The sequence below is a fragment of the Methylobacterium sp. UNCCL125 genome, assembly GCF_900116795.1.
Lineage (GTDB): Bacteria > Pseudomonadota > Alphaproteobacteria > Rhizobiales > Beijerinckiaceae > Methylobacterium > Methylobacterium fujisawaense.
Map to the genome: position 1 here is coordinate 109,723 of NZ_FPBW01000003.1, position 25,172 is coordinate 134,894.

Here is a 25,172-nt window from a genome sequence, read left to right on the forward strand (position 1 = left end):
CAGGGTTAGACGTGAAAAACGATGCCGGCGCGGGTTCCCGCGCCGGCATCCTTGTGATTAGACTTTCTCGCAAGAGGCTGCGGCTCGAGGGAGACGAAGAGCCTCGATCCAGGGAGACACATGCGTTGCTCAACCTCAGCAAGATCGTAACGCGGCCGGTTATCGCCGCCCTCGCCCTAGCGACCGTCTCGACGGTTGCCGTACATGCTGAGGATGCCAAGCCCGCCGACCCCAAGCTCGCCAATTCCTTGAACGCGAACGACAAGACCGCCGAGCAGGATCCCAAGCTGCTGAAGCAGGATGCTGCGACGAAGGTCGAGGACGGCAAGTATTTCGATGCCGACGGCCACCCGACGTTCCACGTGACCCAGGACGGCAAGATGCTCGACTGGTACACCTACTCGGGCTACCGCCGCTATCACGCCGAGTGCCACGTCTGCCACGGTCCGGACGGCATGGGTTCGACCTACGCGCCGGCGCTGAAGGATTCGCTGAAGCACCTCTCCTACGAGGAGTTCATCGGCATCCTGGCGGGCGGCAAGCAGGAGGTGAACTCCGCCGAGCAGAAGGTGATGCCGGCCTTCGGCGACAACAAGAACGTCATGTGCTACTCGGACGATCTGTACGTCTACCTCAAGGCGCGCGCCGCCGGGGCGATCGGGCGTATCCGTCCGTCGGATCATGAGGACAAGCCCGACACGGCCAAGAAGGCCGAGAAGGAATGCATGGGCGGCTGATGTCGTCTCTTGCCCGGATCGCCGTCCTCTGCGCCCTGACATTCACCGGGGCGCAGGGGGCTCTCGCCCAGCATCTGCCGGATACGGTCACCACGGACGTGCTGCGCGTCTGCGGGGATCCGGGCAACATGCCGTTCTCCGAACGCAAGGAGGACGGCTTCGAGAACAAGATCGCGGCGATCATCGCCGACGAATTGAAGATCAAGGTCCGCTACTACTGGCTGACCCAGGGGCCCGGCTTCGTGCGCAACACGCTCGGGACCGGCCTCTGCGATCTGATCATGGGTCAGGCCTTCGGCAGCGACCTCGTCCAGACCACCAATCCCTATTATCGGTCTGCCTATACGCTGGTCACGCGCAAGGGTGAGTACGAGGGCGTGACCGCCCTCGACGATCCGCGCCTGAAAGGCAAGAGCATCGGCGTGATCGCCGGGACGCCGCCGGTCAACCGCATGGGAGATCTCGGCCTCGTCTCGACCATGAAGGCCTACGCCCCCTATCAGCTCGACCCGGCCCGCAAGCATCAGACGGTCGCCGCCGAGATCATCGCGGCGCTGGCCGCCAAGGAGATCGACGCGGCCGTGCTGTGGGGGCCTGCGGCGGGCTGGCTCGCCAAGCAATCGGGCGTCGCGATGAATGTCGTGCCCCTGCTCAAGGAGCCGGAGCGGCCGCCGATGGCCTACCGGATCGCCATGGGTGTGCGGATCGGCGAGAACGATTGGAAGCGCTCGCTGAACACCGTCCTGCGCAAGCGTAAGGCCGATATCGACGCGGTCCTGCGCGCCTACGACGTGCCGCTCCTCGAAGAGGATGACAACAAGCTCGCGGAGCCGGCCGAGCGCTGACGCACCGTTGCGGGTCGCCGCTCGACGGCGACCCGGCCGGGTCGGCTCAGACGCGCGCGATACCGGTCCGGTCGAGCTTCGCCAAGGCATCCACCACGCGCTCGCCGCCGATCACGAGGTCGGGTGCGATCTCGGCCAGCGGCACCAGCACGAAGGCCCGTTCACGGACATAGCGGTGCGGCAGGACGAGACGCGCGTCGTCGACGGCGGCGCCCTCGTAGGCCAGGACGTCGATGTCGATCACCCGCGGCCCCCAGCGCTCCTCGCGGACCCGGCCGAGATCGTGCTCCACGCGGAGGCAGGCGTCGAGCAGGCCATGCGGATCGAGACTCGTCTCCACCGCCACGGCCCCGTTGAGGAACCAAGGCTGATCGGTCTTGCCCCAGGGCGGCGTGCGGTAGTCGGAGGACCGCGCGACGAGGGTGATGCCCGGATCCGCCGCGAGGCCCGCGACCGCGCGGTCGAGCATCGCGGCCATGTCGCCGACATTGCTGCCGATACCCAGATAGGCCCTCATCGGCCGGCTCCGCGACGACGCATGATCTCGATGCTGACACTGTCCAGAATGGCGGGAACGGGAGCGCTCGGCTTGTCGACGCGGACCGTGACGGCGTCGATGAGCGTGAAACGCGCCAGGATCTCCGCGGCGATGGCTTCGGCCAGGGCTTCGATCAGGTTGAATCGATGCTCGGTGGCGATCGCGACCGCCACCGCGGTGAGATCGGCGTAGCTCACCGTGCCGGCCACATCATCCGAGCGGCCCGCCGCGCCGAGGTCGAGCTGCGCTTCGAGGGAAATGTAGAAGCGCTGGCCGAGCACGGCCTCTTCGGCCAGCACGCCGTGTCGGCCGAACACCGCGATGCGGGTGACGCGGATCAAGTCGCCGGCCATGCTCAGCGCGCCTCCGGCCGCATCACGGCATCGACGACGCGCATCGCGTCGACATGCGCCGCAACGTCATGCACGCGCACGATGTCGGCGCCGAGCGTCGCCGCGACGGCGTGGGCCGCGAGGGAGCCGGTGAGCCGGTCTGCCGGCCGGGTCTCGCGATCATGCAGGCGTCCGAGAAGCGACTTGCGGGAAACACCGACCAGGACCGGAAACCCGAGGGCGCGGATCTCGGGCAGCCGCCGCAGCGCCTCGAGATGCTGGTTCCAGCTCTTGCCGAAGCCGACACCAGGGTCGAGCACGATCTCGGAATCGGCGAGGCCGGCGCGATGGGCGATGGTGAGGGACCGCTCGAAGAAGGCGAGCATGTCGGCCACGATGTCGAGATCCGGGTCGATCGTCTCCCGGTTGTGCATGATGATCACGGGCGCGCCGTGCGCCGCCGCCACGGAAGCGATGTCGGGCTCACGCTGGAGCCCCCAGACGTCATTCACGATCCGGACACCGGCCTCCAGCGCGAGGCGGGCCGTGGACGCCTTGTAGGTGTCGATGGAGATCGGCACCGGCAGACGGGGCGCGATTGCCCGGATCACCGGCAGGACGCGCGCCTGCTCCTCCTCGGCCGGGACCGGAACGTGACCGGGCCGGGTGGATTCCCCACCGATGTCGAGTATCGCCGCGCCCTCCGCGACGAGGCGCTCGGCCTGGGCCACGGCTTCGGCCTCCCCGGCGAACAACCCACCGTCCGAGAAGGAATCGGGCGTGACGTTGAGGATGCCCATGACCAGCGTGCGGCCGCCCAGAGAAGGCAGCAGAGCGGACAGGCTGGAGGAGGGTGTCACGGTGCGGGTCCCGTTCACGAGCGCGGTTCGGGAGCCGGTGTGCGCGAATCGCGAGGCCGGCGCAACGCCGGCCTCGCCTCGCAACTCAGCCGTGATAGCAGCGAATCTCGGCTTCGGCCTGGGCGCGGCGCAGGTCCGCCACCTTGTCGTCGAAGATCTTGGTCGATTTGAACTCGTTCGCCCGATTGCCGATGCCCTGCCGCATCGACAGGATGGTGCTCGCCTGGACGTACTTGTCGTACGGCAGGATCGCGGCGAGCTGGTCGAGCGAGCAGGAGCATTTCTGCAGGCTCTCGCGAGTCTGGCCGTTGGCGGCCATGCAGCCGAACACGTAATCGACCCGCGCGTCGGTCGGGTAATCGTTCTCCTCGGCGGCCCAGCCGGCCAGGCCCGACAGCGTCAGGGCGAGGGCAGCCAGGGCGCCCCGTTCAGCCAGCCTTCTGATCATAGTTCAGCTTCTCCTCAAGCAGCTCACCGCCATCCGCGCTCTTCGACGACGCCTCGATCGAGACGATCTCACCCGGGACGGACGGGGCAGTGACGAAGGTATAGGTCATGTCGTCCAGGCCGCGCATGCGCTGCGCCATGGAGTCGCCCTGAAAGGGCTTCGTTACCACGCGCCAGCCGTCGACTTCGCGGCCGCCGACCGTCACCTTCGTCGGCGTCACGGTCGCCTTCTCACGCAGACCCTTGCGGATGGCGAGCTTGAGGTAGCGCGGATTGGCCTCCAGCACCTTGGCCAAGCCACGCAGGTGGTTCTCCAGGAACAGGGAGACGATCGGGTTGCCCGCCATGTCCTCGAACGGGCCGGCCGGCACACGGTTCAGCCCGGAAAACATCACGACGCTGATATCCCGGCCTTCCGCGCTCTTTCCGGGCTCGACCTTCAGCTGGACCGTGTCTTCCAGCGGCGCCCCGAACGGCCCCTTCGCGATGCCCGAACGGCGCAGATAATCATAGGTCAGCGTCGACCCCGGCGCCGCATTCTTCATATGCGGCTGGTCGAACAGCAGATCCGCGGCGGACGGCGCAGCGGCCGCGTTGGCCTGGGTCACGATGGCGGGCTTCGACGCATCCTCGGCGAGGGCCGGCAGCACGGCCAGCCCGAGCGCGACGGACGTCGTAGCAAGACCCTTTACGACAAGACCTCTCACGAGTGGACTTCCTCCTTGAGCGGCGACCGAACGTTGCTGCCGATCGTCCGATAAATGTAATCCGGCGGGTTTTCCGCAGCTTCCTCCGCGGCAAGGGCCCGCACCTTGGCGTGGAGCGGGGAGAGCGAGCAGGCAGGATCGGTGGCGGCCGCGTCCCCGGCAAGGGCCAGGGCCTGACAGCGGCAGCCGCCCCAGTCCTTCTCGCGCCGGTCGCAGGAGCGACAAGGCTCCTTCATCCAGTCGGTGCCGCGATAGGCGGTGAAGGCGGGCGAGTCGCGCCAGATCTCGCCCAGCGTGTGATCGTTGACGTTCCAGAATTCCAGCCCCGGGATCGTCTCCGCCGCGTGGCAGGGGAGGACCTTGCCCTGGGGCGTCACGTTCATCAGCTTGCGGCCCCAGCCGCCCGCGCAGGCCTTGGGATATTTCGCATAATAGTCCGGCACGACGAGGTCGATGACGAGCTGGCCCTTCAGGCGCTCCCGGGCTGCCTCGACGATCCGGATCGACTCGTCCACCTGCGCCTTGTCGGGCATCAGCGCCGCGCGGTTGACGTAGGCCCAGCCGTAATACTGCGTGTGCGCCACCTCGAGCCGCTTGGCGCCCATCTTCACCGCGAGGTCGATGAAGCCCGCCACCTCGTGGATGTTGCCGCGGTGAATCACCGAATTCAGCGTCAGGGGCAGGCCGAGTTCGACAACCTTGGCGGCGAACTCGAACTTCTGCGGCTGGGCGTTCTTGAGGCCGCCGATCTTCTCGGCATTCTGCGCGTCGACGCCCTGCACCGAGAGCTGCACGTGGTCGAGCCCGACATCGTAGAGCGCCTGGAGCTTCGCGAGCGCCCCGCCGACGCCGGAAGTGATCAGGTTCGAGTAGAGGCCGAGATCGGCGCAGGTCTTGGTGATCTCGACGATGTCGTTGCGTGCCGTCGGCTCGCCGCCGGACAGGTGCACGTGCAGGACGCCGAGGGCCGCGGCCTCCCCGAGCACGCGCTGCCACGTCTGCGTGTCGAGCTCGCCCGACCGGCGGTCGAGTTCCAGCGGATTCGAGCAATAGGGGCAGCGCAGCGGGCAGCGATGGGTCAGCTCAGCGAGCAGACCCACCGGGGCCGGCGCATCGGGGAGGTTCGGCGTCAGCGCATTCATCGCTCAAGAACCCGTTTCTCCGCGAGGCCGTCGAGCATCACCAGGATGTCGGCCTCAATGGCCCGCGGCTCGGCCGCGTACGTCTTTCCGAGCTCGTCCGCGATGTCGGCGACGCTGCGCGCGCCGTCCACGAGCTTGAGCACCGCGACGGCGTTGTCGTCGAGATCGAAGGTGCGCTCGGGGGCGAGCAGAACCCACTTGCCGCGGGTTTCGTCGTTGCGCAGCCGGACGCCGCGCGGCAGCCGCGGACGGTCGCCGGCCGCCATCTTCCGGTTCCCGCCCACCCGGGCCGGAGACGCCTCGTTCACGAGGCCCTCGCCCGGTTGCCACGCGTCCGGGGGGACCATCCCGGGGGAAACGTAGGCGAAGTACAGGGCGTCGAGCTGCGTCCAGAGGACGTTGCACTTGAATGTCAGCGCCGCCATGGCCTTCCGCTGCAGCTCCGGCGTGGTCGCGTGCTGCTTGACGTAGTCCAGGGCGAAATCGGCATCCCGCGGCGCCTGGGTGAGACGCTTGTCGAAATACGCCAGCGTCTCCTTGGTGATGAAGTCGTAGTTCTTCAGCATCCCGGCGACACGCTCCGAGATGATCGTCGGCGAGAACATCTCGGTCAGCGACGAGGCGATCGCCTCCAAGAGCGTCTTCTCGGTGACGAAATGCACATAGGCCTCGACCGAGAACTTCGTGGCCGAGAGAATGCCGCGGGTCGACAGGACGTAGTCGCGGTCGAAGCCGACGCCCTCGGCAAGCTTGAGCCACCGCTCGATACCGCCGTCACCCTCGTGGTCGCCGTCATGATCGACGATGCGCTGGCGCCAGATCCGCCGCAGCGCCGCGTCGGTCATGCGCGCCAGCACGGCGGCATCCTTCACCGGAATCATCGCCTGGTAGTAGTAGCGGTTCAAGGCCCAGGCCCGGACCTGATCCTTCGACAGCTTGCCGTCATGGAGCAGGCGGTGGAACGGATGCAGGTTGTGGTAGCGGCGCGCGCCGATGTCGCGCAGGGCGGCTTCCAGCTCCGCGGGGCTCAGGAGACGCTGGCTGTCGGCGGTGTCGGGGGTCGGGAAGACTGCGTTCATGGCGTTTCCGGCGTCCGTCCTCGGGTCGCGTTTCCTGTGCGGTCGTTCCGCCCTCGGCAACGGGGCGAATGCCGTGCTTCAACGACAATATAGTGCCGGCGGCTTCCAGGCCCAACCGGATGACCCGGACGCGTGCCCCATTCGCGCGGCCAGCACCTGCGACACAGGGCGCGTACGAAATCCGTCCAACCTCTCGGTCGCCGAGGCACCTCGCCTGATGCGACGGAGACTCAACGCTCGACCCCAGCCTGGGGCGCGGCGATGCCGCGACGGAGTCCTCCTCGGACGCCTCAGGATGAGGATGCGGAAGGGGTCGACCGGATTCTACGTGCGCTCCACTGTCGTCACAGCCTCAAAGCGACAGGCTCAGGCCGTCATGCGCCACGGTCCAGCCGGCGGCCTCGACATCCGCCCGTTCCGGAGAGCCTTCGACCAGGACCGGATTGGTGTTGTTGATGTGCACGAAGATGCGGCGCCCGATCTCGACGGCCCCCAGGGCCTCGATCGAGCCGTTCTCACCGCGCATCGGCACATGGCCCATGCGCCAGCCGGTCTTGGTGCCGACGCCCGCCCGGATCATGTCGTCGTCGTGCAGGACGGTGCCGTCGAACAGCAGCGCGTCCACGCCGGCGATGCGGGCGCGCAGCCCGTCCGTCACCCGGGCACAGCCGGGGATGTAGGCGAGGCGCCGGCCACCAGCCTCGATCAATGCGCCAACCGTGGTCTCGGTCTCGGCGCCGATCTCCAGGGTCTCGTCCTCGAGCCAGAGCGGCACCTTGCCGGGAACGGGGAAGAGGGTGACCGACAGGCCGGGCAGGGGCTCGAAACGCTGATCCATCCCGATCGGCTGGCGGGCGACCACGCCCTCGGCCATCACGTCGAACACGCGATTGGCATTCACCGATTCGAGGATGCCGCGGGTGCCGTAAAGCGTGTAGGGCTGGCCTTCGCGGAGGGTCAGAAGACCCGCAACGTGGTCGACATCCCCGTTCGTCAGCAGTACCGCCTTGATCGGCGAATGGCGCAGGCCCTCGCGCGGGTGCATCTGCGCATTGTCGAAGAGCTGTTGCCGGATGTCCGGCGAGGCATTGATGAGCAGCCAATCAGACCCGTCGGCGGAGACCGCGATACTCGACTGGGTCCGGGGGCGTACCCGGTCCGGTTCGGACCGTGCCAGCGAACAGATGGGGCAGCGGCAATTCCACTGGGGAAGGCCGCCGCCAGCCGCAGAACCGAGGATCACGACGCGCATGTGCGGCTCCCGAGATCCCCGGTCCGTAAAACTCAGTTGAAGGTGTCGATCTCAGCCGACTCGTAGCTCGTCACTTCCATGCCGACGCAGATCTCGGACACGATCGGGGCAGCCCACTTCATGGTGTTTCTCCTCAGGCGATATCTTCACCGAGCGTCACGCGGATCCTAAGAGGACCCTAAGACACTGATGGCGCTCTCATTTCTGGCGCGGGAGAGGTATCGACGATTCAGGCGCGGGCTTCAAGCACTAAGTTGCCGGATCCTCCCAAATTTTTCGTGAGAGACTTCCTAAACGCCCGGAAACCATCACGAAACGCGCCGCCCTGCGACTAAAGTACAGTGGCTCACTGTCGAAAGTCGGGACCGCGCAGTTCGAGCATGAATCCCTTGCCACGCACCGTGACCAGGCCGGGACCGCCGTAGCGGACGAAATCGGCCATCTTCGAGCGCAGATAGCCGATATAGACGTCGACCACGTTGAGCGAGAGGCCACCCTGGCTGGCCCAGAGCCGGTCGAAAATATCGGCCCGGGAGACCGGCTTGCCGATGTTCTCCATCAACATGCCGAGCAGGTCGGCCTCGCGGGGGGTGAGGCGGGCGCTGGCCTCGCCGCAGCTGGCCTGCCGGGTCTCGAGGTCCAGCATCAGCTTGCCGACGGTGATGCGCGACCGCGGTGCCTCCGCCTGCTCGCGCCGCATCAGATGGGTCCGCAGGCGGGCGACCAGCTCGTCGAACTCGAAGGGTTTGATGATGTAGTCGTCGGCGCCGAGCGCCAGCCCTTCGGCCCGGTCACGAATCTCGTCCCGGGCGGAGAGGAACAGGATCGCCCCGGGAAAGCCGCCCTCCCGCAGGGAGCGGCAGACGTCGTGCCCCGACCCGTCCGGGAGGTTGATGTCGAGAAGCACGGCGCCGGGGGCCGGATCGTGGGCGGCCTTGAGCGCCTCGTCCACGCAGGCTGCCGTCCCGACTTCGAATCCCTCGGCTTCCAGGCCCCGAGCCAGAAGGCCGCGGATGTCGATGTCGTCCTCGACGATCAGGATCCGCGTCATGCGGCCGACTCCTTCACCTGCCCGCCGGTCGCGCCGTCGACCGGCCCCGCATCCCATGCCGGATCGAGGGCCGGGATGTCCAGGGTCACGCGGGCGCCGCGCCCGTCGGGCCCGGCACCGAGCCGAATCGTGCCGCCATGCTGCTCGACGATCCAGCGCGCCAGGGCGAGGCCGATGCCGAACCCGGTCTCGTCGGGACCCGCCCCCGATCCACGCCTGAAGCGTTCGAACAGATCGGCTTCGGATGCATTGAAGCCCGGACCGTCGTCCGTGACGGTGATCCGCCCGATGGGTCCCGGGCCCGCCGCCAGGGCAACCTCGACGCGGGTGAGGCCGGCGGCATGACGCAGGGCGTTGTCCACGAGGCTCTCGACGGTCTGGCGGATCCATTCGCGGTCGGCGAGGCACTCGACGTCCCGGGTGCCGGGATCGAGGCCGAGGCCGACGCGACGGCGAGCCGCTTCGGAGCTCATGTTGTCCACCGCCTCCGCGAGGAGCTGAGCGAGTCCCAGACGGCGCTTGTCGAACTCGATCTCGCCGGATTCCGAGCGCGCAACCCGCAGCAGGTCCTCGACCCGCAGCTTGAGACGCTGCGCCCGCTTCTTGATCGTCGCGAAAACCGGATTCGGGTCAACGCCCCGGGATGCGCCGCGCAGGGCGAGGTCGCACTCGCCCAGGATGACCGTGAGGGGGGTGCGCAGTTCGTGGCTGACATCGGCGAAGAAGCGGCGCCGGGATTGGTCGACGGCTTCGAGGCGGGCGTTGGCGGCCCGCAGATCGGCCGTGCGTGCCGCCACGGTATCCTCCAGCGCCGCCCGGTCGGCCGCAACCCGCGATTCCCGCCGGGCGAGGCGGGCGGCCATGCGGTTGACGTTGGTCATCAGCAGTCCGAGTTCGTCGCGCGTGGCGACGGAGAGCCGGGTGTCGAGGGCGCCGTGGCCGATGGCGCTCGCGGCCCTGCGGACCTCCTCGATCCGCGCCAGAGTCGGCCGGGTGACGCCGCGGTAGAGGATCGCCAGCAGCACGAGAGCCGCCGCCACCGCGGCGGCGGCGGCCAGACGCAGGCGCTCCGACAGCGCCCGGGCCTGCTCGGAGCCGAGGGCCATGCTGCGCCGTTCGGCCTCGATCAGGAAGGACAGGGGCTGGCCGGTCATGGCCCCGAAGCCGTTGAGCGCCCCCTTGATGGCGTCCTGGCGCCGCTCCGGATCGGTCTGGCGGCTGATCAGCGACACCTGCCGGTCCAGGACGGCGCGGGCCGCGCGCAGCTGGGCCATGGGGCGCGTACGGGCGGCGTACTGCATCCGGTCGGCCGGGTCGTCGCTCGGCGGGAAGCTCTTGGCGAGCGCCTCATCCACGGTGGTCAGGGCGCGGTCGGCATTGTCTCGGGCGATCGCCATCGCCTCGGGCTGCCCGTCGGGATTGCCGACGGTCTCCACGGCCGCCATGCCGAACTGGGTGAGGCGGCCCGACAGCTCGGCCAGAAGTTCCAGGCGACGCTGGGCCTCGAGGGTGCGGTCGACGGTCCGTTCCGCCGCCCCGATCGCCGCCAGCGCGGCCGCGGCCGCCAGCATCACGACGATGGCGGTGCCCCCGAGCAACAGGGCGAAGCGGACCTTCAGCGAGCGCATCGTGGTCGTCCCGCCGTCAATGCGGGACCGAGCATGTCACCGTCCGGCCGCTGAACCAAGGTGCCGTCACAGATCCTTCGGCAGGCTGCCCTTGGCGGCGCAGCGCCAGCGTTCCACGTGCCATTCGGGATGCGCGGCCTGCCAGGTCGCCAGCGCACTCTGCGAGTTGCGCAGGCAGACGAACGGGCTCGCTTTCTCGAACGACATCTCGATCCGGTCCTCTCGGCAGGTCGAGGGTTGGGCGACGAGGCAGATCGACAGCAGCAGCAACATGGGCGCGTCCCCGGGTTGCCGGCCTCGATCGGGCCGGCTTGGCGGAGAGCATAGGACGCGTCCACGCCCCTTGCCCAGGCGGCGTCAGGCCGCGACCCAGATCTCGCCCTTGGCGATGGTGGCGAGGTCGCCCGAGTAGCGACGCAGCGGCTTGGCGAGCAGGTCGGCATGCTCGGCGCTGAGGCCGCGCAGCGCCTTCCCCAGGAGCCGGAGGAACACGAGATCGTGCGTCCCCGTCTCCACGAAGGTCGAAGCCATCCGGCCGTGCGCACCCAGGAGAAGCGTTCCGCGGCGCATGCCGAGACCGGGGTGATCGCCCACCGCGAGGGCCGCCAGGGTTCCGGCGATCATGCGCGAGCCCGCGAAGGCCCCCGCGCGTCCGGCCACGATCGTCCCGCGCCGCATCCGGTCGCCCAGATGGGCGCCGGCCGTGCCGCGAATGATCAGCGTCGCACCGTCGAGTCCGGCCTTGGCGGCATAGACCGCACCGCCGGCGTAATCTCCGGCATCGCCCTCGATGGTGATCGTGCCGCCGGTGGCGCCGGAGGCCGCATAGGGCCCGGCATGGCCTGTGACGGTGACGCGGCCGCCCGCCATGCCGGCGCCGAGGCGCTGGCCGACATCGCCGGTGACCCGGATCGTGCCCGCCGACAGGGAGGCGCCGACCCGGTCGAGGCGCTCGTGGCCGCCCTCGAGGGTCAGGGTGTCGGAGCCGTCCAACGAGACGGCGAAGCAGTCGCCGAGGCGCACGCCGGTCCGGGTGGTGCCGATCTCCAGGCGCTCGGCTTCGCCCTGCGACAGGCGGCTTAGAGCCGCGGGGTTGATGTTGAAGAAGTCCAGGCGCTCCGGCGGAGCCGCACGCAGGGTGAGGGTGCTCACGGCTCAGCCCTCCGTCTTGGCGTCGTCGCGCGCGATCAGGTCGCGCAGATGGTAGTGGTGGCGGCCGAGATTGCCGCCGTAATTTCCGGCCGTGACCGCGATCAGCCCGTGCTTGCCGCCGATCTCGGTGGCCGCGTGCAGGCCGGCGCGCATCGAGTCGGACACGCCCTGCGAGGTCAGGGCGTCGATCACGATTTCCAGCACCACGCCGCACTCGGCCGGGAGCGCCGAGCCGGCGCGCCCCTTGAGGGTTGGGCAGTAGGCGTCGTTGGTCGAGGCCATCATGCCCTTGGTCCGGCCGCCGACCTTGGAGCCGGAACGGACGATGCCGCCGGGGAACGGCAGGATCGCGCCCGGCACCGCCTTGGCGGCCTCCACGGCGATCTCGGCGACCTTCAGCGTCTCGGCATGGTTGCGGCCGAGGAACAGCAGGTTGCCGCCACCGACGGCGCCGTCCACGGCCCGGACCGTGTCCTCGCAGAGGAACTCGCCGTCCATCACCGGAATGCGCCAGTAGCGCCGGGCCTTGCCGGTGGCGTCGGGCAGGCGCTTGGCCACCGCGAAGCCGTCACCGAAATAGCGGATCGCGCCGCCGAGCTTGATCTTGGTCGGCCCGTCGACGCCGGCGTAGCAGGCGGTACCCGGGCAGGTGAGGATGCACTGGCCGACCCGCTTGATCAGCTGGTCCTTGAGGCCGTTCGGCTCGAAGCCGAACAGCAGGATGCGCACGCCCGGCCGCCCGTCGGGAGTCTCCTCCGGCGACAGCTCGGCGTCGATGCCCGCCTCAGCGCCGCAGCCGATCACCGAGGTGGCGAAGCCCGTCATCGTGGTGGCGGCGATCATCGCCCACTTGGCGGTGTCGTTCGTGACGATGATGGCGGTGCCGGCCACATCGAACGCCTCCGCGAAGGTGTCGATGACCGGGATGCCGTTGAGGGAGAGATCAGACATCGTTCTTCCCGCGGCTCGCCCCTCTGATCACAACCGGCATGGCACCGCCTCGAAATTGTCCGGACCGTCGCCGAAGGCCGCGTCGGGCACGGCGAAGCTGTCGAGGCCCTCGCCGAACCGCTCCGTCAGGTAGGTGTCGGCGCGCTTCGCCATGGCCTTGTCGGACTCGACCGTCAGCGACAGCGTCCGGCCGGCCCGCCATTCCACCACCTCGCCGTCCTCGACGATCGGCACGCCGTCCTTGAGGACGAGCTTGGCGGCGGTGAACATCGCGGTTCGGTCGGTGTCGTCCCGGTAGACCGCCACGTCCGCCCGGGCACCGGCCCGCAGATGGCCGCGGTCGTCCAGCCCCAGCAGCTTGGCCGGACCCGACCGGGTCAGCTGCGCGATTTCCGAGAGCGTGTACTCGCGCTCCAGGCCAGGAAGGCCGGAGCGCTCGCCCACGATCTTGGGCAGCGTCGCGATCTCGCGGTCACGCTCCGACTTGTCCATCAGCAGGTGGATGATGCGCGGGTACTGGGTGAACGGGCCACCGTTCGGGTGGTCGGTCGTCAGGATCGTCCGCTCCGGATCGGTGGAGAGCAGCATGATCTCCAGGCCGATCGCCCATTGCAGCGAGCTGGTCGGGCCCCGGGGCCGGTACAGGAACGGCACCACGCCGCCGCCTTCGGCGTCGCCCGCGTTCAGCACCCACTTCTTCGGCTTCGCGCCCTTCCGGCCCGCGAACTGACGGAGGATGTCGAGGGACACCGTCACCGTCTGGCCGAACACCACCTGCCCGATGTCGAGGGTGGCGTTCGGACTGTCGGCGATCGCCTGCGCGATGCGCTCGGCGGCCGAGCGGAAACCGCCGGTGCCGGGATTGGCCGGATCGACCGCGCCGTAGGCGTAGAACTGCGCGTGGGCGAAGTGGATGCGCCGGCCCTCCGCTGCATCCAGGGTCGCCATGAAGCTGTCGTCCGCTCCGGGCAGGCCCAGGTTGTTGCAGTGGACGTGCAGCGGGTGCGGGACGCCGATCTCCTCGACCGCGTCGAGGAGCGAGCCCATGATCTGCCGGGTCGAGAGCCCGTAGCAGGGGATCTCGTCGTCCAGCGACAGGCGCAGCGCCCCGTCCTTGAAGGCGGAGGCGCCGCCCGCGTTGATGCACTTCACCCCGAGGCCGCGGGACTGGGCGACCGACAGGGCGACGAGGTCGCGCACGGCGTTGCCGCCCTGGCGCTCGCGCAGCATCTCCAGAAGCTGGTCGTCGTTGCCCATCACCGTGAGGGCGCCGCGGTCGAGCAGCGGGATGTCGGCGAGCTCGAGCTGCGTGCCCAGGGCGTGGGTCGGCGGCATCGCCGGCTCGACGGCCGTGGTGTAGCCCATCCGCGCGTAGGTCGAGCCGATCCAGGCCGCGGCCCCGCCCGCATGGGCGAAGGGATGGCCGTCGGGGGCCGCCTCGCTCACGTAGAGGTCGGGCAGGAGCAGCCGCGAGGTGATCACGTTGCCGCCGGCGATGTGCGAGTGCACCTCGACGCCGCCGGCCATCACAACGCAGCCCGCCGCATCGATCACGGCGTCGGGCTCGCGGCCCGGCGGATCGATGATGCGGCCATCCTCGATCCAGACGTCACCGACAGAATCGCGGGACGCGGTCGGATCGACGACGCGCCCGCCCCGGATCACGCTCAGCATGCGGAATCACTCCTCGACGCGGCCTGCAGCGTGGCCAGACGCTCCTTGAGCGCGGCCAGCACCGACGCGGCCGACGGCAGATCCGACGGCGCAGTGGCCGGCCAGAAGGTCAGGGCGGCGCGCTGCTCGTTCCACAGGACGCCGCCGTGGTCGCGGCCAGGCTGGCCGACAGAGATCACCACCTCGGCAGCCTGCGCCTCGCCTTCCGCGACTAGAGCCACGGACGGCACCGTGGACAGCCAGTCCGGGCGCGCCACCGGGACGGCACCGAGCCAGAGAACGGCGTCGGCCTCGCCAGCAGCGACCTGCCGGGCGGCGTCGAAGCGCCAGGGATCATGCTCGGGGACGCGGCGCCCGAAGCCGCTGCGCGGCGCCTGACCGGTCGTCCAGGCCGAGACCGGCACGACGGCCCGGTCCTGCCCGGCCGCACCGACCGCCAGGGTGAAGCAGCGTGTGGTCTCGCTCAGCTCCATGGCGAGGCCCTGGAGCATCTCGACACCGAACTCGCCGAGTTCGGCCGGATCGTAGAGCAGCACGCCGTACTGCGCGGCCGCGAGCCGGGACGCGATCTGCCCCGGCAAGGCGTCACCGGCGAGATGCCCGCGGGCATAGGCCCGCAGCTCGGCCACGGCCTCCGGCAGCCCGCCATCGGCGGGCCAGGCCAGCGCCGCACCGGCGTTCGCACCGACCGCCAGGAGGGCCCTGTCGGATCCGGCGGCACGCCCACGGGTCGGCTTGGCGTCGATCAGGCGTTTCATGAGCGGCGCCTGCCAGGGGGCGGCACCAACGACGAGAACCGTGTCGGCGCGTCCGACGGCCTCGGCAGGCGTCGTCGTGAGGGCACCGACCCGGCTCAGCGCTCCGAGCTCGGCATAGGTCCCGGCCGCGCCGGCGGTATCGACCGAGGCGCCGATGCGCCCCGCGAGATCATAGGCTGCGCGGATCGCAGCCACGTCGGCGCTGAGGCCGGCGATCACCGGCGCACGCGCCTTGGCGAGCAGGGATGCGGCCGCCTCGACGGCGGTGCCCGCGTCCGTCGCGCCACCCTTCACCCAGGCTGCCATGCTCCCTCTCGCAACGTTCTTGCTTGGTTTCGGAGCGGGCGACGGCCGTAAGACCGGACGAAGCAGGTGCGCCTCAGCATGAGGGTTCCCCACCGAATCGGAATGGCGCATCCGCCCGGCATGTCCGGGCAGCGGCAAACTCGGCGCGCCGTCGCAACCCCTAGGTTTGCATTCATCCGCGCACCGCGGCAAGGGGGGTCCGGCGGCGATCCGCATCGCAAGGTGGATCGCCAGGGGGTTTGCAAGGTGGTTCGCGAGGTGGATTGCGCGGATGGGCCGGCGCCGCCCCGCGATCCTGCGGACACCTTGTGCGGACAGGCCGAGCGACCGCGCAACCTGAACTGGAACCGAGCGCCGGAATTGCCGTGATGGCGGTGCGATCCAGGCCTGTCCAAGTTGCCTGGCCCCGGGCCACGTGTGAAAAGCGCGCCGCGCATGCGCCGGGCCTGCGGGATTCGAGGGACGTGTGTTGGGCGAGGTCCCTGAAAGGAACGAGGTGGCAGCGGACGGTGCCGTGCGGGTCGAGGCCCCGGCACGGCTGCATTTCGGATTCCTGGACCTGCACGGCGGTCTCGGCCGCCGGTTCGGCAGCATCGGGCTCGCCATCGATGCGCCGTCCCTCGCCCTGAGCGCCCGTCGGGCAGCGCGGCCTTCCGTGGAGGGCCCTGAAGCCGACCGCGTGCGCGGCTATGTCCGTGCCGCCGCCGCCCATCTCGGGCACGGCGAAGACGTGGCGGTGACGGTGGAGCGGGTCATCCCGGCCCATGCCGGTTTCGGTTCGGGCACGCAGCTCGCCCTCGCGGTGGCGGCAGCCATGGCACGGCTCAGCGGCGAGCCCTTCGCGCCGGATGCCTTCGCGGCAACCCTGGACCGGGGCAACCGGTCCGGCGTGGGCCTGCGCGCCTTCACGGAGGGCGGCCTGATCGTCGATGGCGGCCGCGGCGCGGACGGGGGCCCGCCTCCGGTCATCGCGCGTCTGCCCTATCCCGAGGCCTGGCGGATCGTCCTGATCCTCGATCCGGGCATGGCGGGCGTGCACGGGACGCGCGAGGTCGAGGCGTTCCGCGATTTGCCGCGCTTTCCCGAGGCCCAGGCGGCGGAGATCTGCCGGATCGCGCTGATGCAGGTCCTGCCCGCGGTCGCCCTGGCCGAGCCCCAGGGCTTCGGTGCCGGGATCACCCGAATCCAGACGCTGATCGGCGACCATTTCGCGCCCCATCAGGGGGGCCGCTACGCCAGCGCCGCGGTGGCGGAGGCGCTGGCGAGCATCGCCGCGCAGGGCGTGCCGGGCTACGGGCAGTCCTCCTGGGGGCCGACCGGCTTCGCCCTGATGGCGTCCGAGGCCGAGGCCCGCGCCCTGGTGGCCGGCCTCGACCGCGGCGGTCCGCTCCGGTTCGTCATCGCCCGGGGTCGCAACAGTGGCGCTTCGGTAACCGGTCCGGCGTGAGCCGCCCACCCCGGACTTGACCCGGGGCACCGCTCCGGGTTTGGACGGTGGACAGGCGCATCTGTCGCGCGCCGCATGAGGATTCTATGGCCCGCTCGATCCTCCACATGCTGACGCCGCTCCGGCACATGAGCCCGTTCGACGTGAACATGGCCGTGGATGCCGGGTTCGAGACGGTGGTGACCTACACCGAGGTCAGCCTCGCCGACGTTGTCTCGCTGACCCAGGATTCGATCTTCTCGCGGTCGCCGGCCGACGGGACGCGAACGGGCATCTTCATCGGCGGCAAGAACGCCGAGGACGCCCTCGACATGGTCGACCGCGCCAAGAAGGCCTTCGTGCCGCCCTTCGTGAATCACGTCTTCGCAGATCCGGCCGGCTCGTTCACCACCGGCGCGGCCATGGTGGCCCAGGTCTCCCGCGCCCTGCCGCAGAAGTTCAACACCGACCTCACCGGCAAGCGCATCGTGATCTTCGGCGGCGCCGGCGTCGTCGCCTACGTGGCCGCGGTGATCGGCGCCCTGCAGGGCGCCACCACCGTTCTGGTCGGGCACGACGGCGAGGAGCGGGTCTCGAAGATCGCCTTCACGATGAAGTGGCGCTTCGGCATCGAGGTCGGCGCTGTCGACGGCACGACCCCCGAGGATCGCCGCGCCGCCATCCGCGACGCCGACGTCATCCTCTCCGCCGGGCCGGCGGGCATCCCGATCCTCACCGCGGAGGACCTGAAGTCGGCGCCGAAGCTGCTCGTCGCGTCGGATGTCAACGCCGTGCCGCCTGCCGGCATCGCGGGGATCGACGTGAACGCGGTCGATGTCGCCCTGCCCACCGGCAAGGGCGTCGGCATCGGCGCGCTGGCAGTCGGCAACGTGAAGTACCAGACGCAGCGGCGCCTGTTCGACCGGATGCTCGCCTCCGACACGCCGCTCTGCCTCGATTTCCGCGACGCCTACGCGCTCGCGGTGGAGATCGCCGGCTAGTCCGATACGAGCCGGCCCCGGATGGCGGATGCGGTCCTGATCGCCGCCCAGGCCGGGCGCGCCCTGGCCGAGGCGGCGCGGCGTGCCGGGCTTCGTCCTTACGTAGCCGATCTGTTCGGGGACGCGGATACGCTCGCCGCCGCCGAGGCCTACCGGCCGCTGCCCGGCCGCTTCGGAACCGCGCCGGCCGTGGACGCGACGGTGGCCGCGCTCGACCATCTGGCCGGAGCCGCCGGCCGCCCGATCGGGCTCATTCTGGGCAGTGGCTTCGAGGACGCGCCGGACTTGATCGGGCGCCTCGCCGCGCGGCACCGGCTGATCGGCGCGTCGGCCGAGACCGTCTCGACCCTCAAGGCGCCCCTGGCCTTCGCGGCCCTCTGCACACGCCTCGGCGTGCCGCATCCCGCGGTGGCAACCGACCCGCCGCCGGATCCGCGGGCGTGGCTGCTCAAGCGCGCGGGCGGCAGCGGCGGCAACCACATCCGGGCTGCGACCCGGTCGCCGGCACCGCAGGGCCACTACTTCCAGCAACGCGTACCGGGCCGGCCGCACGCCCTGAACTTCCTCGCCGACGGCCGGACGATCCGCATCCTCGCCGTCACCGAGCAATGGTGCGCGCCGTCGCCGATCCGTCCCTTCCGCTATGCCGGGGCCCTGGCCCGCGGTGCCGGGGAAGCCCCGGCGCTCCCCGTTGCGCTCGTGGACGCCATCGCCGCCGGCACCGAGCGGATCGTCGCCGCGACCGGCTTGCGGGGGCTCGCCAGCGCCGACCTGCTGGTCGAGGGTTCGGCGTGGTGGCTCACCGAGATCAATCCCCGGCCCGGCGCGACGCTGGACATCCTCGACCGGCGCGGGATTCCGCTGCTTCCCGCCCATATCGCGGCCAGCCTCGGCACGATGCCGGACCCCGGGCCGCATCCGGCGGATGCGGCGGCCGCGCAGATCTGTTACGCGGACCGGGAGCTTGCGCCTGTTCCGGACCTCGAGTGGCCGGACTGCGTGCGCGACCGTCCGTGCCCCGGCTCGGTGGTCCGCCGCGACGCGCCGCTCTGCACGGTGCTGGCCGAAGGCGCGGACCGGGCGGAGGTGCTCGCCCTGTTGGAAACGCACACGGCGCGCCTGCGGGCCGTCTGCGCGGCGAAGAAAACTCACCCCGAGGAAGCCCTGTCATGAGTGCCAGCCAATCCTATCCCAGCATCAACGCGCTCGCGGCGCCCCTCGTCGAGCGGCTCGTGGCGGATGCCGCGACGCTGCGGCTCTCCGTGACGCAGGCGGCCGGCGGCGCCCGGATGGTCGATGCCGGCGCGCAGGCGAGGGGGTCGATCGAAGCCGGGCGGCGCATCGCCGAGATCTGCCTCGGCGGCCTCGGCACCGTCACGATCGCGCCGACCGGACCGATCGCCTCGTGGCCCTATTCGGTGACGGTCCACGCCGCCGACCCGGTCCTCGCCTGTCTGGGGAGCCAGTATGCGGGCTGGAGCCTCGCGGACGAGACCGGTGATTCCGGCTTCTTCGCCCTCGGCTCGGGGCCCGGCCGGGCGGTGGCGGCCGTCGAGGACCTGTACCAGGAACTCGGCTTCCGCGACTCCGCCACGAAGACCGCCCTCGTGCTGGAAGCGGCGGGCGGGCCGCCGGAGAGCGTCGTCGCCAAGGTCGCCGAGGCCTCCGGCCTGAAGCCCGAGGACCTGACCTTCATCTTCGCGCCGACCCAGAGCCTCGCCGGCTCCACCCAGGTCGTGGCCCGCGTCCTCGAGGTGGCCCTCCACAAGGCCCACACGGTCGGCTTCGACCTGCACGCCATCGTGGACGGGATCGGCTCGGCGCCGCTGTCGCCGCCGCACCCGGACTTCATCAAGGCGATGGGCCGCACCAACGACGCGATCATCTACGGCGGACGCGTGCAGCTCTTCGTGGATGCCGACGATGCCGATGCCAAGCAGCTCGCCGAACAGCTGCCCTCGACGACGTCGAGCGACCACGGCGCGCCCTTCGCCGACATCTTCGGCCGGGTGAACGGCGACTTCTACAAGATCGACGGCGCCCTGTTCTCGCCGGCCGAGGCGATCGTCACGTCGGTGCGCACCGGCGTCACCTACCGCGGCGGCCGTCTGGAGCCGACGCTGGTCGACGCGTCCTTCGCGTGAAGCACGCCGGGCTCCCTCTCCCCTGCGGGAGAGGGAGCCCCAACCGGATCCGGATGGCGACATCTTCCTGGCCCCCCCGCAGGCGGGTGGCAGCGTGACGATCAGGACCCCCATGCGCATCGGGCTCGCGGCCGATAACGGCACCTGGCACAAGAACCGCCTGCTGGCGGCCCTGCGCGCGAGCGGCGTGGAGCCGGTCCTGTTCTCCCTGGCGGACGTCGCCGTGGTCACGGGCGGCAGCGAGCCCCTGCGCGTGCCGGGCTTCCCGGACGCGCTGCCGGACGGCGTGCTGATGCGGACCATCGCGGGCGGCACCTTCGAGGCGACGACGATGCGGCTCGGGGTGCTGCACGCCCTTGTCGCGTCTGGTGTCACCGTCTGGAACGCCCCGACCGCGATCGAGCGCTCGGTGGACAAGGCCGCCACGTCGCTGCTCATCGACCGGGCCGGGCTCCCGACGCCGGAGACCTGGGTCTTCTCGAAGCGCGAGGCGGCGGCGTCCCTGGTCGCCGCCGAGGCACGGCCGGGTGCGCCCCTGGTGCTGAAGCCGCTGTTCGGGTCACAAGGCGAGGGACTTGCCCTCATCGAGCGCCCGGAAGACCTTCCCGACGAGGAGGCAGTGGCGCGGGTCTACTATCTCCAGCGCTACGTTCCCCGCCGGGACGGATTGTGGCGCGATTACCGGGTGTTCGTCTGCGACGGACGGGCCATCGCCGGCATGATCCGCGAGGGCGACGGCTGGATCACCAACGTCCACCGGGGCGGCCGGCCGCTCCCCTGGGCGATGCCGCGTGCCGCCGCCGAGTTGGCCGAGGCGGCCGCCGCCGCGGTCGGCGTCGATTATTCCGGCGTCGACCTCGTCGAAGACGGGGAGGGCGGGTTCTCGGTCCTGGAGGTCAATTCCATGCCGGCCTGGTCGGGCCTCCAGACCGTGTGCGAGACCGATATCGCCGCCGCGGTGGTGCGCGGCTTCCTCGCCGCGGCCCGCGGCGCCAGCCGTCCCCGGCTCGTGGTGGCATGAGCGGACCAGGCACGAGCGGAACCGGGATGAGCGGCCTCGACGCGGCGCTGATCGGCACGCTCTACCGGGCCGCCTGCCTCGCGGAGCTCGACGCCCTCAAGCCCGGCAATGTCCACGCCTACGCGCCCGGCCATCGCATGGTGCTGGCGGATTTCGTCATCAGCGCCGATGTCTCGGCGCCGGCCCTGGCCCGGGCGGGCGCCGGCGTGGGCATGCGGATCCGCGACGGCGTCGCCGCCACGATGGCGGCGGTGGGCCAGAACACCAATCTCGGCATCCTGCTCCTCTGCGCCCCCCTGGCCGTCGCGGCCGAGCGGGGCCTGACCGTCGCGACGGCGCTCAAGACGCTGAACACCACGGATGCGGACGCCGTCTTCGCGGCCATCCGCCTCGCCAATCCGGGCGGCCTCGGCCGAGCCGAGCACCACGACGTCGCCCACGCGGCGCCCGCCGCCCTGCACGATGCGATGACGGAGGCCGCCAACCGGGACCGGATCGCCCGCGCCTACGTGACGGACTTCTCGGAAGTGCCGGCGATCGGGCTCGCGGCCCTGGCCGAGGCCCGCGCTGGGGGGCTCGACACCACATGGTGTACGACCGCGATTCATCTCGCCTTTCTCCAGGCGGTTCCCGACAGCCATGTCGCCCGCAAGCACGGGGCGGCGGCGGCCGAACGCATCCGCCGGGAGGCCGAGGCCCTCCGCGCCAGGATCGACCTCGCCGCACGGCCGGTCGACGCGCTGCTGGCCTTCGACGCGTCGTTGAAGGCGCGGGCCATCAATCCTGGCACGAGCGCCGATTTTACGGTCGCGACGCTGTTCTGGGACGCCCTTGCGGCTGCAGGCGCACGGCTGGCCTGACCCGGGTGCACGATCCGGGGATCGCGGCACCGGACAGATGGAAATTCCTTCGTGTCAGAGCCTTGCGCGGGTTGTGAGCCGCTGGGCCCCGCTGTAGGGTCCGCCGCGCTGTCCGGCCCAACCGGCTCGGCCCATCCGGCTCGGCCGGCATGGTCGGGCGCCGATAACAAGGATGGCTTCCCGGCCGCGGCACCGCCCGGCGCGCGGCTCTATTTCGGAATCCAGGGAGAGACACCGAATGGCGAAGATCACCAAGGTTCAGGTCGGCGAAGCGCTCGTCGGCGAGGGCAACGAGGTCGCCCACATCGATCTCATCATCGGACCGCGCGGCTCGCCCGCCGAGACGGCTTTCTGCAACGGCCTCGTGAACAACAAGCACGGCTTCACCAGCCTGCTCGCGGTCATCGCGCCGAACCTGCCGTGCAAGCCGAACACCCTGATGTTCAACAAGGTCACCATCAACGACGCCCGTCAGGCCGTCCAGATGTTCGGCCCGGCCCAGCACGGCGTTGCCAAGGCCGTGCAGGACGCGGTGGCCGAGGGCATCATCCCGGCGGACGAGGCCGACGACCTGTACATCCTGGTCGGCGTGTTCATCCACTGGGAGGCGGCCGACGACGCCAAGATCCAGAAGTACAACTACGAGGCGACCAAGCTGTCGATCCAGCGCGCCGTCAACGGTGAGCCGAAGGCTTCGACGGTCACCGAGCAGCGCAACTCGGCGCAGCACCCCTTCGCCGCCAACGCTTAGATCGGGGACGGTCCTGGGCAGAGCGAGCCTCCGCCCGCACCGCGGGGCCTGCTCCAGCGACTGGCTTCGATCTTCCTTGGCCGATAGGTAAGCCTTTGAACGGGACGGCGAAAGCCGTCCCGTTTTTCGTTCGTCGCCTGCCACTCGAACCGCCTTGAGACGGGGCTTCGGGCGCCGGCGCGCTGGACTCGTCACGGTCGGCGCGCGCGACCGCGGACGCGCGGACTGAGCCCGAGACGTCGGCCTCCCCTCGACCGCTGTGCGCCTTCGCGGCAGGGTGAGGCGCGGTCGCACCGGTGACGCGGCGGCGCCGCCGACGTCGAGGCTCCGCCGTTGATGTGGAAGAACTCCATCGCGGCGCGCGGATACTCTGTTGTCGCGGCCGCGCCAATCAGAGCCGCAAGGTCAGGTCATGCCAACAGCCGCCGAAGAATCCGCAGCCCTGCGCGATGATTGGATGCACGGCGGCCATCTGGTCCTCGCCGCGGATCCCGATCCGTCGGATCACGCGGCGATCCATGCCTGGATCCTCGACGTCATCGAGGGCGGCGGCGGAGACCCCGATCAAGACGGTATCCGCGACCTGATCTACCACAGCCTGAACTTCGACATCCCTTTCCAGGCGACCGAGCGTGTCCGGCAATCCTTGATTGCCACTGTGCGAGCCCGCCTTCAGGCCCCGGCATCGCGTCAAGGCCGCTGAGCCCGACCAGACTCCGCCGCGCGCGCCGAGCAGCCACGGCAGCGCCAAAAGAAAAGGGGCCGCCTCTCGGCGACCCCCTTCCTCCGTCATGCGCGGTGGCGTGGACTTAGAAGTCCATGCCGCCCATGCCGCCGCCCGGCATCGCCGGAGCAGGGCTGTCCTTCTTCGGGGCGTCGGCGACCATCGCCTCGGTGGTCACCAGCAGGCCGGCGACCGAGGCCGCGTCCTGCAGGGCGGTGCGCACCACCTTGGCCGGGTCGACGATGCCGGCCTGGATCATGTCGACGTACTCTTCGGTCTGGGCGTTGAAGCCGTAGGTCTCGGAGTCCGCCTTGTCGGTGATCTTGCCGACCACGATCGAGCCCTCGACGCCCGCGTTCTGGGCGATCTGGCGGATCGGGGCCTCGAGAGCCTTGAGGACGATCTTGATGCCGGCCTGGACGTCCGGAATGTCGGACTTCAGGGCAGCGACCGCCTTCTTGGCGCGCAGGAGCGCGGTGCCGCCGCCGGGGACGATGCCTTCCTCGACCGCCGCGCGGGTGGCGTTGAGGGCGTCGTCGACGCGGTCCTTCTTCTCCTTGACCTCGACCTCGGTCGCGCCGCCGACGCGGATCACCGCGACGCCGCCCGCGAGCTTGGCCAGACGCTCCTGGAGCTTCTCGCGGTCGTAGTCCGAGGTGGTCTCCTCGATCTGCGCCTTGATCTGGCTGATCCGGCCCTCGATGTCGGCCTTCTCGCCGACGCCGTCGATGATCGTGGTGTTCTCCTTCTCGATCCGCACGCGCTTGGCGCGGCCGAGCATCGGGAGCGTCACGTTCTCGAGCTTGATGCCGAGGTCCTCGGCGATCATCTGGCCCTTGGTCAGGATCGCGATGTCCTCGAGCATCGCCTTGCGGCGGTCACCGAAGCCCGGCGCCTTCACGGCCGCGACCTTCAGGCCGCCGCGCAGCTTGTTGACGACGAGCGTGGCGAGCGCCTCGCCCTCGATGTCCTCGGCGATGATCAGGAGCGGCTTGCCGGTCTGGACCACGGCCTCGAGCACCGGCAGCATCGCCTGGAGCGAGGAGAGCTTCTTCTCGTGGATGAGGATGTAGGGATCCTCGAGCTCGGCGACCATCTTCTCCGCATTCGTGATGAAGTACGGGGACAGGTAGCCGCGGTCGAACTGCATGCCTTCGACGACGTCGAGCTCGGTCTCGGCGGTCTTGGCCTCCTCGACCGTGATGACGCCCTCGTTGCCCACCTTCTGCATGGCGTGGGCGATCATCTCGCCGATCTCCTTGTCGCCGTTGGCGGAGATCGTGCCGACCTGAGCGACCTCGTCGGAGGTCGAGACCTTCTTGGCGCGGGCGATGATGTCCTTCACCGCAGCCTGGGTGGCGAGGTCGATGCCGCGCTTCAGGTCCATCGGGTTGATGCCGGCGGCGACGTACTTGGCGCCCTCGCGGACGATGGCCTGGGCCAGCACGGTCGCGGTGGTGGTGCCGTCACCCGCGATGTCGTTGGTCTTCGAGGCCACTTCGCGCACCATCTGGGCGCCCATGTTCTCGAAGCGGTCGGCGAGCTCGATCTCCTTGGCGACGGTGACGCCGTCCTTGGTGATGCGCGGGGCGCCGAAGCTCTTCTCGATCACGACGTTGCGGCCCTTCGGGCCGAGCGTCACCTTCACGGCGTCTGCGAGGATGTCGACGCCGCGCAGCATCTTGTCGCGGGCGTCGGCGGAGAAACGAACGTCTTTCGCTGCCATTGTGTGCCTCTTATCTGGTTGGGTTGCGCCCCAAGACTATGGAAAGTCTCAAAGGGCGGT

Annotated in this window: 27 protein-coding genes; 10 read left to right on the plus strand and 17 right to left on the minus strand. The window is 70.0% G+C overall.

Annotated elements, in window-relative coordinates; translation table 11 throughout:
• The first annotated feature begins 125 nt into the window (after positions 1–125).
• Together BM396_RS02405 and xoxJ are read left to right on the plus strand one after the other, a co-directional pair.
• A complete protein-coding gene (locus BM396_RS02405; RefSeq protein WP_043383711.1) occupies positions 126–737 on the plus strand; it encodes a c-type cytochrome, methanol metabolism-related in 612 nt (203 codons plus the stop codon).
• Positions 737–1,582 (plus strand): rare earth element methanol dehydrogenase accessory protein XoxJ, encoded by an 846-nt coding sequence (gene xoxJ, locus BM396_RS02410; RefSeq protein WP_236952854.1) that lies wholly within the window; start codon positions 737–739, stop codon positions 1,580–1,582. Before BM396_RS02405 ends, xoxJ begins: the two co-directional genes overlap by 1 nt.
• 46 nt (positions 1,583–1,628) lie before the next feature.
• Here the strand turns inward: xoxJ and folK are convergent, their stop codons facing one another.
• The 16 genes from folK to BM396_RS02490 form a co-directional block, all read right to left on the minus strand.
• Positions 1,629–2,099 carry a 2-amino-4-hydroxy-6-hydroxymethyldihydropteridine diphosphokinase gene (gene folK, locus BM396_RS02415; RefSeq protein WP_043356679.1) on the minus strand — a complete coding sequence of 157 codons (471 nt, stop codon included), beginning with the start codon at positions 2,097–2,099 and terminating at the stop codon, positions 1,629–1,631.
• On the minus strand, positions 2,096–2,473 hold the full coding sequence (gene folB, locus BM396_RS02420) for a dihydroneopterin aldolase (protein WP_043383712.1): 378 nt from the start codon (positions 2,471–2,473) through the stop codon (positions 2,096–2,098). Before folB ends, folK begins: the two co-directional genes overlap by 4 nt.
• Before the next feature lie 2 nt (positions 2,474–2,475).
• Positions 2,476–3,312: a dihydropteroate synthase gene (gene folP / locus BM396_RS02425; protein WP_043383760.1), complete on the minus strand. Its 837-nt coding sequence runs from the start codon at positions 3,310–3,312 to the stop codon at positions 2,476–2,478.
• An 85-nt stretch (positions 3,313–3,397) separates the two neighbouring features.
• Positions 3,398–3,760, minus strand: coding sequence for a hypothetical protein (locus tag BM396_RS02430; RefSeq protein WP_043383718.1), 363 nt, complete (start codon positions 3,758–3,760; stop codon positions 3,398–3,400).
• A complete protein-coding gene (locus tag BM396_RS02435) occupies positions 3,741–4,466 on the minus strand; it encodes a hypothetical protein (RefSeq protein WP_043383720.1) in 726 nt (241 codons plus the stop codon). Before BM396_RS02435 ends, BM396_RS02430 begins: the two co-directional genes overlap by 20 nt.
• Positions 4,463–5,608, minus strand: coding sequence for a pyrroloquinoline quinone biosynthesis protein PqqE (gene pqqE, locus BM396_RS02440; protein WP_043383721.1), 1,146 nt, complete (start codon positions 5,606–5,608; stop codon positions 4,463–4,465). The genes BM396_RS02435 and pqqE overlap by 4 nt, the downstream gene beginning before the upstream one ends.
• Positions 5,605–6,687 (minus strand): pyrroloquinoline-quinone synthase PqqC, encoded by a 1,083-nt coding sequence (gene pqqC, locus BM396_RS02445; RefSeq protein WP_043383722.1) that lies wholly within the window; start codon positions 6,685–6,687, stop codon positions 5,605–5,607. The genes pqqE and pqqC overlap by 4 nt, the downstream gene beginning before the upstream one ends.
• Positions 6,688–7,039: 352 nt before the next feature.
• Positions 7,040–7,939, minus strand: coding sequence for a pyrroloquinoline quinone biosynthesis protein PqqB (pqqB, locus tag BM396_RS02450; protein ID WP_043357095.1), 900 nt, complete (start codon positions 7,937–7,939; stop codon positions 7,040–7,042).
• 32 nt (positions 7,940–7,971) lie between these two features.
• Positions 7,972–8,061 (minus strand): pyrroloquinoline quinone precursor peptide PqqA, encoded by a 90-nt coding sequence (gene pqqA / locus BM396_RS02455; RefSeq protein ID WP_012317526.1) that lies wholly within the window; start codon positions 8,059–8,061, stop codon positions 7,972–7,974.
• Between the two features lie 224 nt (positions 8,062–8,285).
• Complete coding sequence (locus tag BM396_RS02460; RefSeq protein ID WP_043357098.1) at positions 8,286–8,990, minus strand: response regulator transcription factor; 705 nt, start codon at positions 8,988–8,990, stop codon at positions 8,286–8,288.
• Positions 8,987–10,618: a sensor histidine kinase gene (locus tag BM396_RS02465; RefSeq protein ID WP_043383723.1), complete on the minus strand. Its 1,632-nt coding sequence runs from the start codon at positions 10,616–10,618 to the stop codon at positions 8,987–8,989. Before BM396_RS02465 ends, BM396_RS02460 begins: the two co-directional genes overlap by 4 nt.
• A gap of 66 nt (positions 10,619–10,684) precedes the next feature.
• Positions 10,685–10,891, minus strand: a complete 207-nt coding sequence (locus BM396_RS02470) for a hypothetical protein (RefSeq protein WP_043357102.1) — start codon at positions 10,889–10,891, stop codon at positions 10,685–10,687.
• 84 nt (positions 10,892–10,975) lie between these two features.
• A complete protein-coding gene (locus BM396_RS02475; protein WP_043383724.1) occupies positions 10,976–11,770 on the minus strand; it encodes a formylmethanofuran dehydrogenase subunit C in 795 nt (264 codons plus the stop codon).
• Positions 11,771–11,773: 3 nt separating this feature from the next.
• Entirely contained in the window at positions 11,774–12,721 is a 948-nt protein-coding gene (gene fhcD, locus BM396_RS02480) for a formylmethanofuran--tetrahydromethanopterin N-formyltransferase (protein WP_043357106.1), read from the minus strand.
• 27 nt (positions 12,722–12,748) lie between these two features.
• Positions 12,749–14,395 carry a formylmethanofuran dehydrogenase subunit A gene (locus tag BM396_RS02485; RefSeq protein WP_043383725.1) on the minus strand — a complete coding sequence of 549 codons (1,647 nt, stop codon included), beginning with the start codon at positions 14,393–14,395 and terminating at the stop codon, positions 12,749–12,751.
• On the minus strand, positions 14,389–15,459 hold the full coding sequence (locus BM396_RS02490; protein WP_043383726.1) for a molybdopterin-binding domain-containing protein: 1,071 nt from the start codon (positions 15,457–15,459) through the stop codon (positions 14,389–14,391). The genes BM396_RS02485 and BM396_RS02490 overlap by 7 nt, the downstream gene beginning before the upstream one ends.
• A 469-nt stretch (positions 15,460–15,928) precedes the next feature.
• On the opposite strand from BM396_RS02490, the gene BM396_RS02495 reads away from it, so the two are divergent.
• The 8 genes from BM396_RS02495 (at position 15,929) to BM396_RS02530 (ending at position 23,365) form a co-directional block, all read left to right on the plus strand.
• Complete coding sequence (locus tag BM396_RS02495) at positions 15,929–16,906, plus strand: beta-ribofuranosylaminobenzene 5'-phosphate synthase family protein (RefSeq protein WP_043383727.1); 978 nt, start codon at positions 15,929–15,931, stop codon at positions 16,904–16,906.
• 86 nt (positions 16,907–16,992) lie between these two features.
• Positions 16,993–17,886: an NAD(P)-dependent methylenetetrahydromethanopterin dehydrogenase gene (locus tag BM396_RS02500; RefSeq protein WP_043383728.1), complete on the plus strand. Its 894-nt coding sequence runs from the start codon at positions 16,993–16,995 to the stop codon at positions 17,884–17,886.
• A gap of 21 nt (positions 17,887–17,907) precedes the next feature.
• Positions 17,908–19,059, plus strand: a complete 1,152-nt coding sequence (locus BM396_RS02505) for an ATP-grasp domain-containing protein (protein WP_043383729.1) — start codon at positions 17,908–17,910, stop codon at positions 19,057–19,059.
• A complete protein-coding gene (gene mch / locus BM396_RS02510) occupies positions 19,056–20,030 on the plus strand; it encodes a methenyltetrahydromethanopterin cyclohydrolase (protein ID WP_043383730.1) in 975 nt (324 codons plus the stop codon). The genes BM396_RS02505 and mch overlap by 4 nt, the downstream gene beginning before the upstream one ends.
• A 112-nt stretch (positions 20,031–20,142) precedes the next feature.
• Positions 20,143–21,051: an ATP-grasp domain-containing protein gene (locus BM396_RS02515; RefSeq protein ID WP_043383731.1), complete on the plus strand. Its 909-nt coding sequence runs from the start codon at positions 20,143–20,145 to the stop codon at positions 21,049–21,051.
• A gap of 26 nt (positions 21,052–21,077) precedes the next feature.
• Positions 21,078–21,911 carry a triphosphoribosyl-dephospho-CoA synthase gene (locus BM396_RS02520; protein ID WP_081948685.1) on the plus strand — a complete coding sequence of 278 codons (834 nt, stop codon included), beginning with the start codon at positions 21,078–21,080 and terminating at the stop codon, positions 21,909–21,911.
• Between the two features lie 238 nt (positions 21,912–22,149).
• Positions 22,150–22,662: a 5,6,7,8-tetrahydromethanopterin hydro-lyase gene (gene fae / locus BM396_RS02525; RefSeq protein WP_043353182.1), complete on the plus strand. Its 513-nt coding sequence runs from the start codon at positions 22,150–22,152 to the stop codon at positions 22,660–22,662.
• Positions 22,663–23,035: 373 nt separating this feature from the next.
• The gene (locus BM396_RS02530) at positions 23,036–23,365 is read left to right on the plus strand and encodes a hypothetical protein (RefSeq protein WP_244538793.1); all 330 of its coding nucleotides are present in this window, start codon (positions 23,036–23,038) and stop codon (positions 23,363–23,365) included.
• Positions 23,366–23,471: 106 nt separating this feature from the next.
• Here the strand turns inward: BM396_RS02530 and groL are convergent, their stop codons facing one another.
• A complete protein-coding gene (gene groL / locus BM396_RS02535) occupies positions 23,472–25,112 on the minus strand; it encodes a chaperonin GroEL (RefSeq protein ID WP_043755635.1) in 1,641 nt (546 codons plus the stop codon).
• Positions 25,113–25,172 lie beyond the last annotated feature (60 nt).

What these genes read in the sequence shown, in the direction of transcription:
- folB (WP_043383712.1), bottom strand. Translation starts at nt 2,473, where the DNA reads ATGGCCGGCGACTTGATCCGCGTCACCCGCATCGCGGTGTTCGGCCGA.
- BM396_RS02430 (WP_043383718.1), bottom strand. Translation starts at nt 3,760, where the DNA reads ATGATCAGAAGGCTGGCTGAACGGGGCGCCCTGGCTGCCCTCGCCCTG.
- BM396_RS02465 (WP_043383723.1), bottom strand. Translation starts at nt 10,618, where the DNA reads ATGCGCTCGCTGAAGGTCCGCTTCGCCCTGTTGCTCGGGGGCACCGCC.
- pqqB (WP_043357095.1), bottom strand. Translation starts at nt 7,939, where the DNA reads ATGCGCGTCGTGATCCTCGGTTCTGCGGCTGGCGGCGGCCTTCCCCAG.
- BM396_RS02500 (WP_043383728.1), top strand. Translation starts at nt 16,993, where the DNA reads ATGGCCCGCTCGATCCTCCACATGCTGACGCCGCTCCGGCACATGAGC.
- BM396_RS02505 (WP_043383729.1), top strand. Translation starts at nt 17,908, where the DNA reads ATGGCGGATGCGGTCCTGATCGCCGCCCAGGCCGGGCGCGCCCTGGCC.
- fhcD (WP_043357106.1), bottom strand. Translation starts at nt 12,721, where the DNA reads ATGTCTGATCTCTCCCTCAACGGCATCCCGGTCATCGACACCTTCGCG.
- BM396_RS02470 (WP_043357102.1), bottom strand. Translation starts at nt 10,891, where the DNA reads ATGTTGCTGCTGCTGTCGATCTGCCTCGTCGCCCAACCCTCGACCTGC.
- mch (WP_043383730.1), top strand. Translation starts at nt 19,056, where the DNA reads ATGAGTGCCAGCCAATCCTATCCCAGCATCAACGCGCTCGCGGCGCCC.
- BM396_RS02490 (WP_043383726.1), bottom strand. Translation starts at nt 15,459, where the DNA reads ATGGCAGCCTGGGTGAAGGGTGGCGCGACGGACGCGGGCACCGCCGTC.
- xoxJ (WP_236952854.1), top strand. Translation starts at nt 737, where the DNA reads ATGTCGTCTCTTGCCCGGATCGCCGTCCTCTGCGCCCTGACATTCACC.
- pqqA (WP_012317526.1), bottom strand. Translation starts at nt 8,061, where the DNA reads ATGAAGTGGGCTGCCCCGATCGTGTCCGAGATCTGCGTCGGCATGGAA.
- BM396_RS02460 (WP_043357098.1), bottom strand. Translation starts at nt 8,990, where the DNA reads ATGACGCGGATCCTGATCGTCGAGGACGACATCGACATCCGCGGCCTT.
- BM396_RS02485 (WP_043383725.1), bottom strand. Translation starts at nt 14,395, where the DNA reads ATGCTGAGCGTGATCCGGGGCGGGCGCGTCGTCGATCCGACCGCGTCC.
- BM396_RS02520 (WP_081948685.1), top strand. Translation starts at nt 21,078, where the DNA reads ATGAGCGGCCTCGACGCGGCGCTGATCGGCACGCTCTACCGGGCCGCC.
- BM396_RS02515 (WP_043383731.1), top strand. Translation starts at nt 20,143, where the DNA reads ATGCGCATCGGGCTCGCGGCCGATAACGGCACCTGGCACAAGAACCGC.
- fae (WP_043353182.1), top strand. Translation starts at nt 22,150, where the DNA reads ATGGCGAAGATCACCAAGGTTCAGGTCGGCGAAGCGCTCGTCGGCGAG.
- folK (WP_043356679.1), bottom strand. Translation starts at nt 2,099, where the DNA reads ATGAGGGCCTATCTGGGTATCGGCAGCAATGTCGGCGACATGGCCGCG.
- groL (WP_043755635.1), bottom strand. Translation starts at nt 25,112, where the DNA reads ATGGCAGCGAAAGACGTTCGTTTCTCCGCCGACGCCCGCGACAAGATG.
- pqqE (WP_043383721.1), bottom strand. Translation starts at nt 5,608, where the DNA reads ATGAATGCGCTGACGCCGAACCTCCCCGATGCGCCGGCCCCGGTGGGT.
- pqqC (WP_043383722.1), bottom strand. Translation starts at nt 6,687, where the DNA reads ATGAACGCAGTCTTCCCGACCCCCGACACCGCCGACAGCCAGCGTCTC.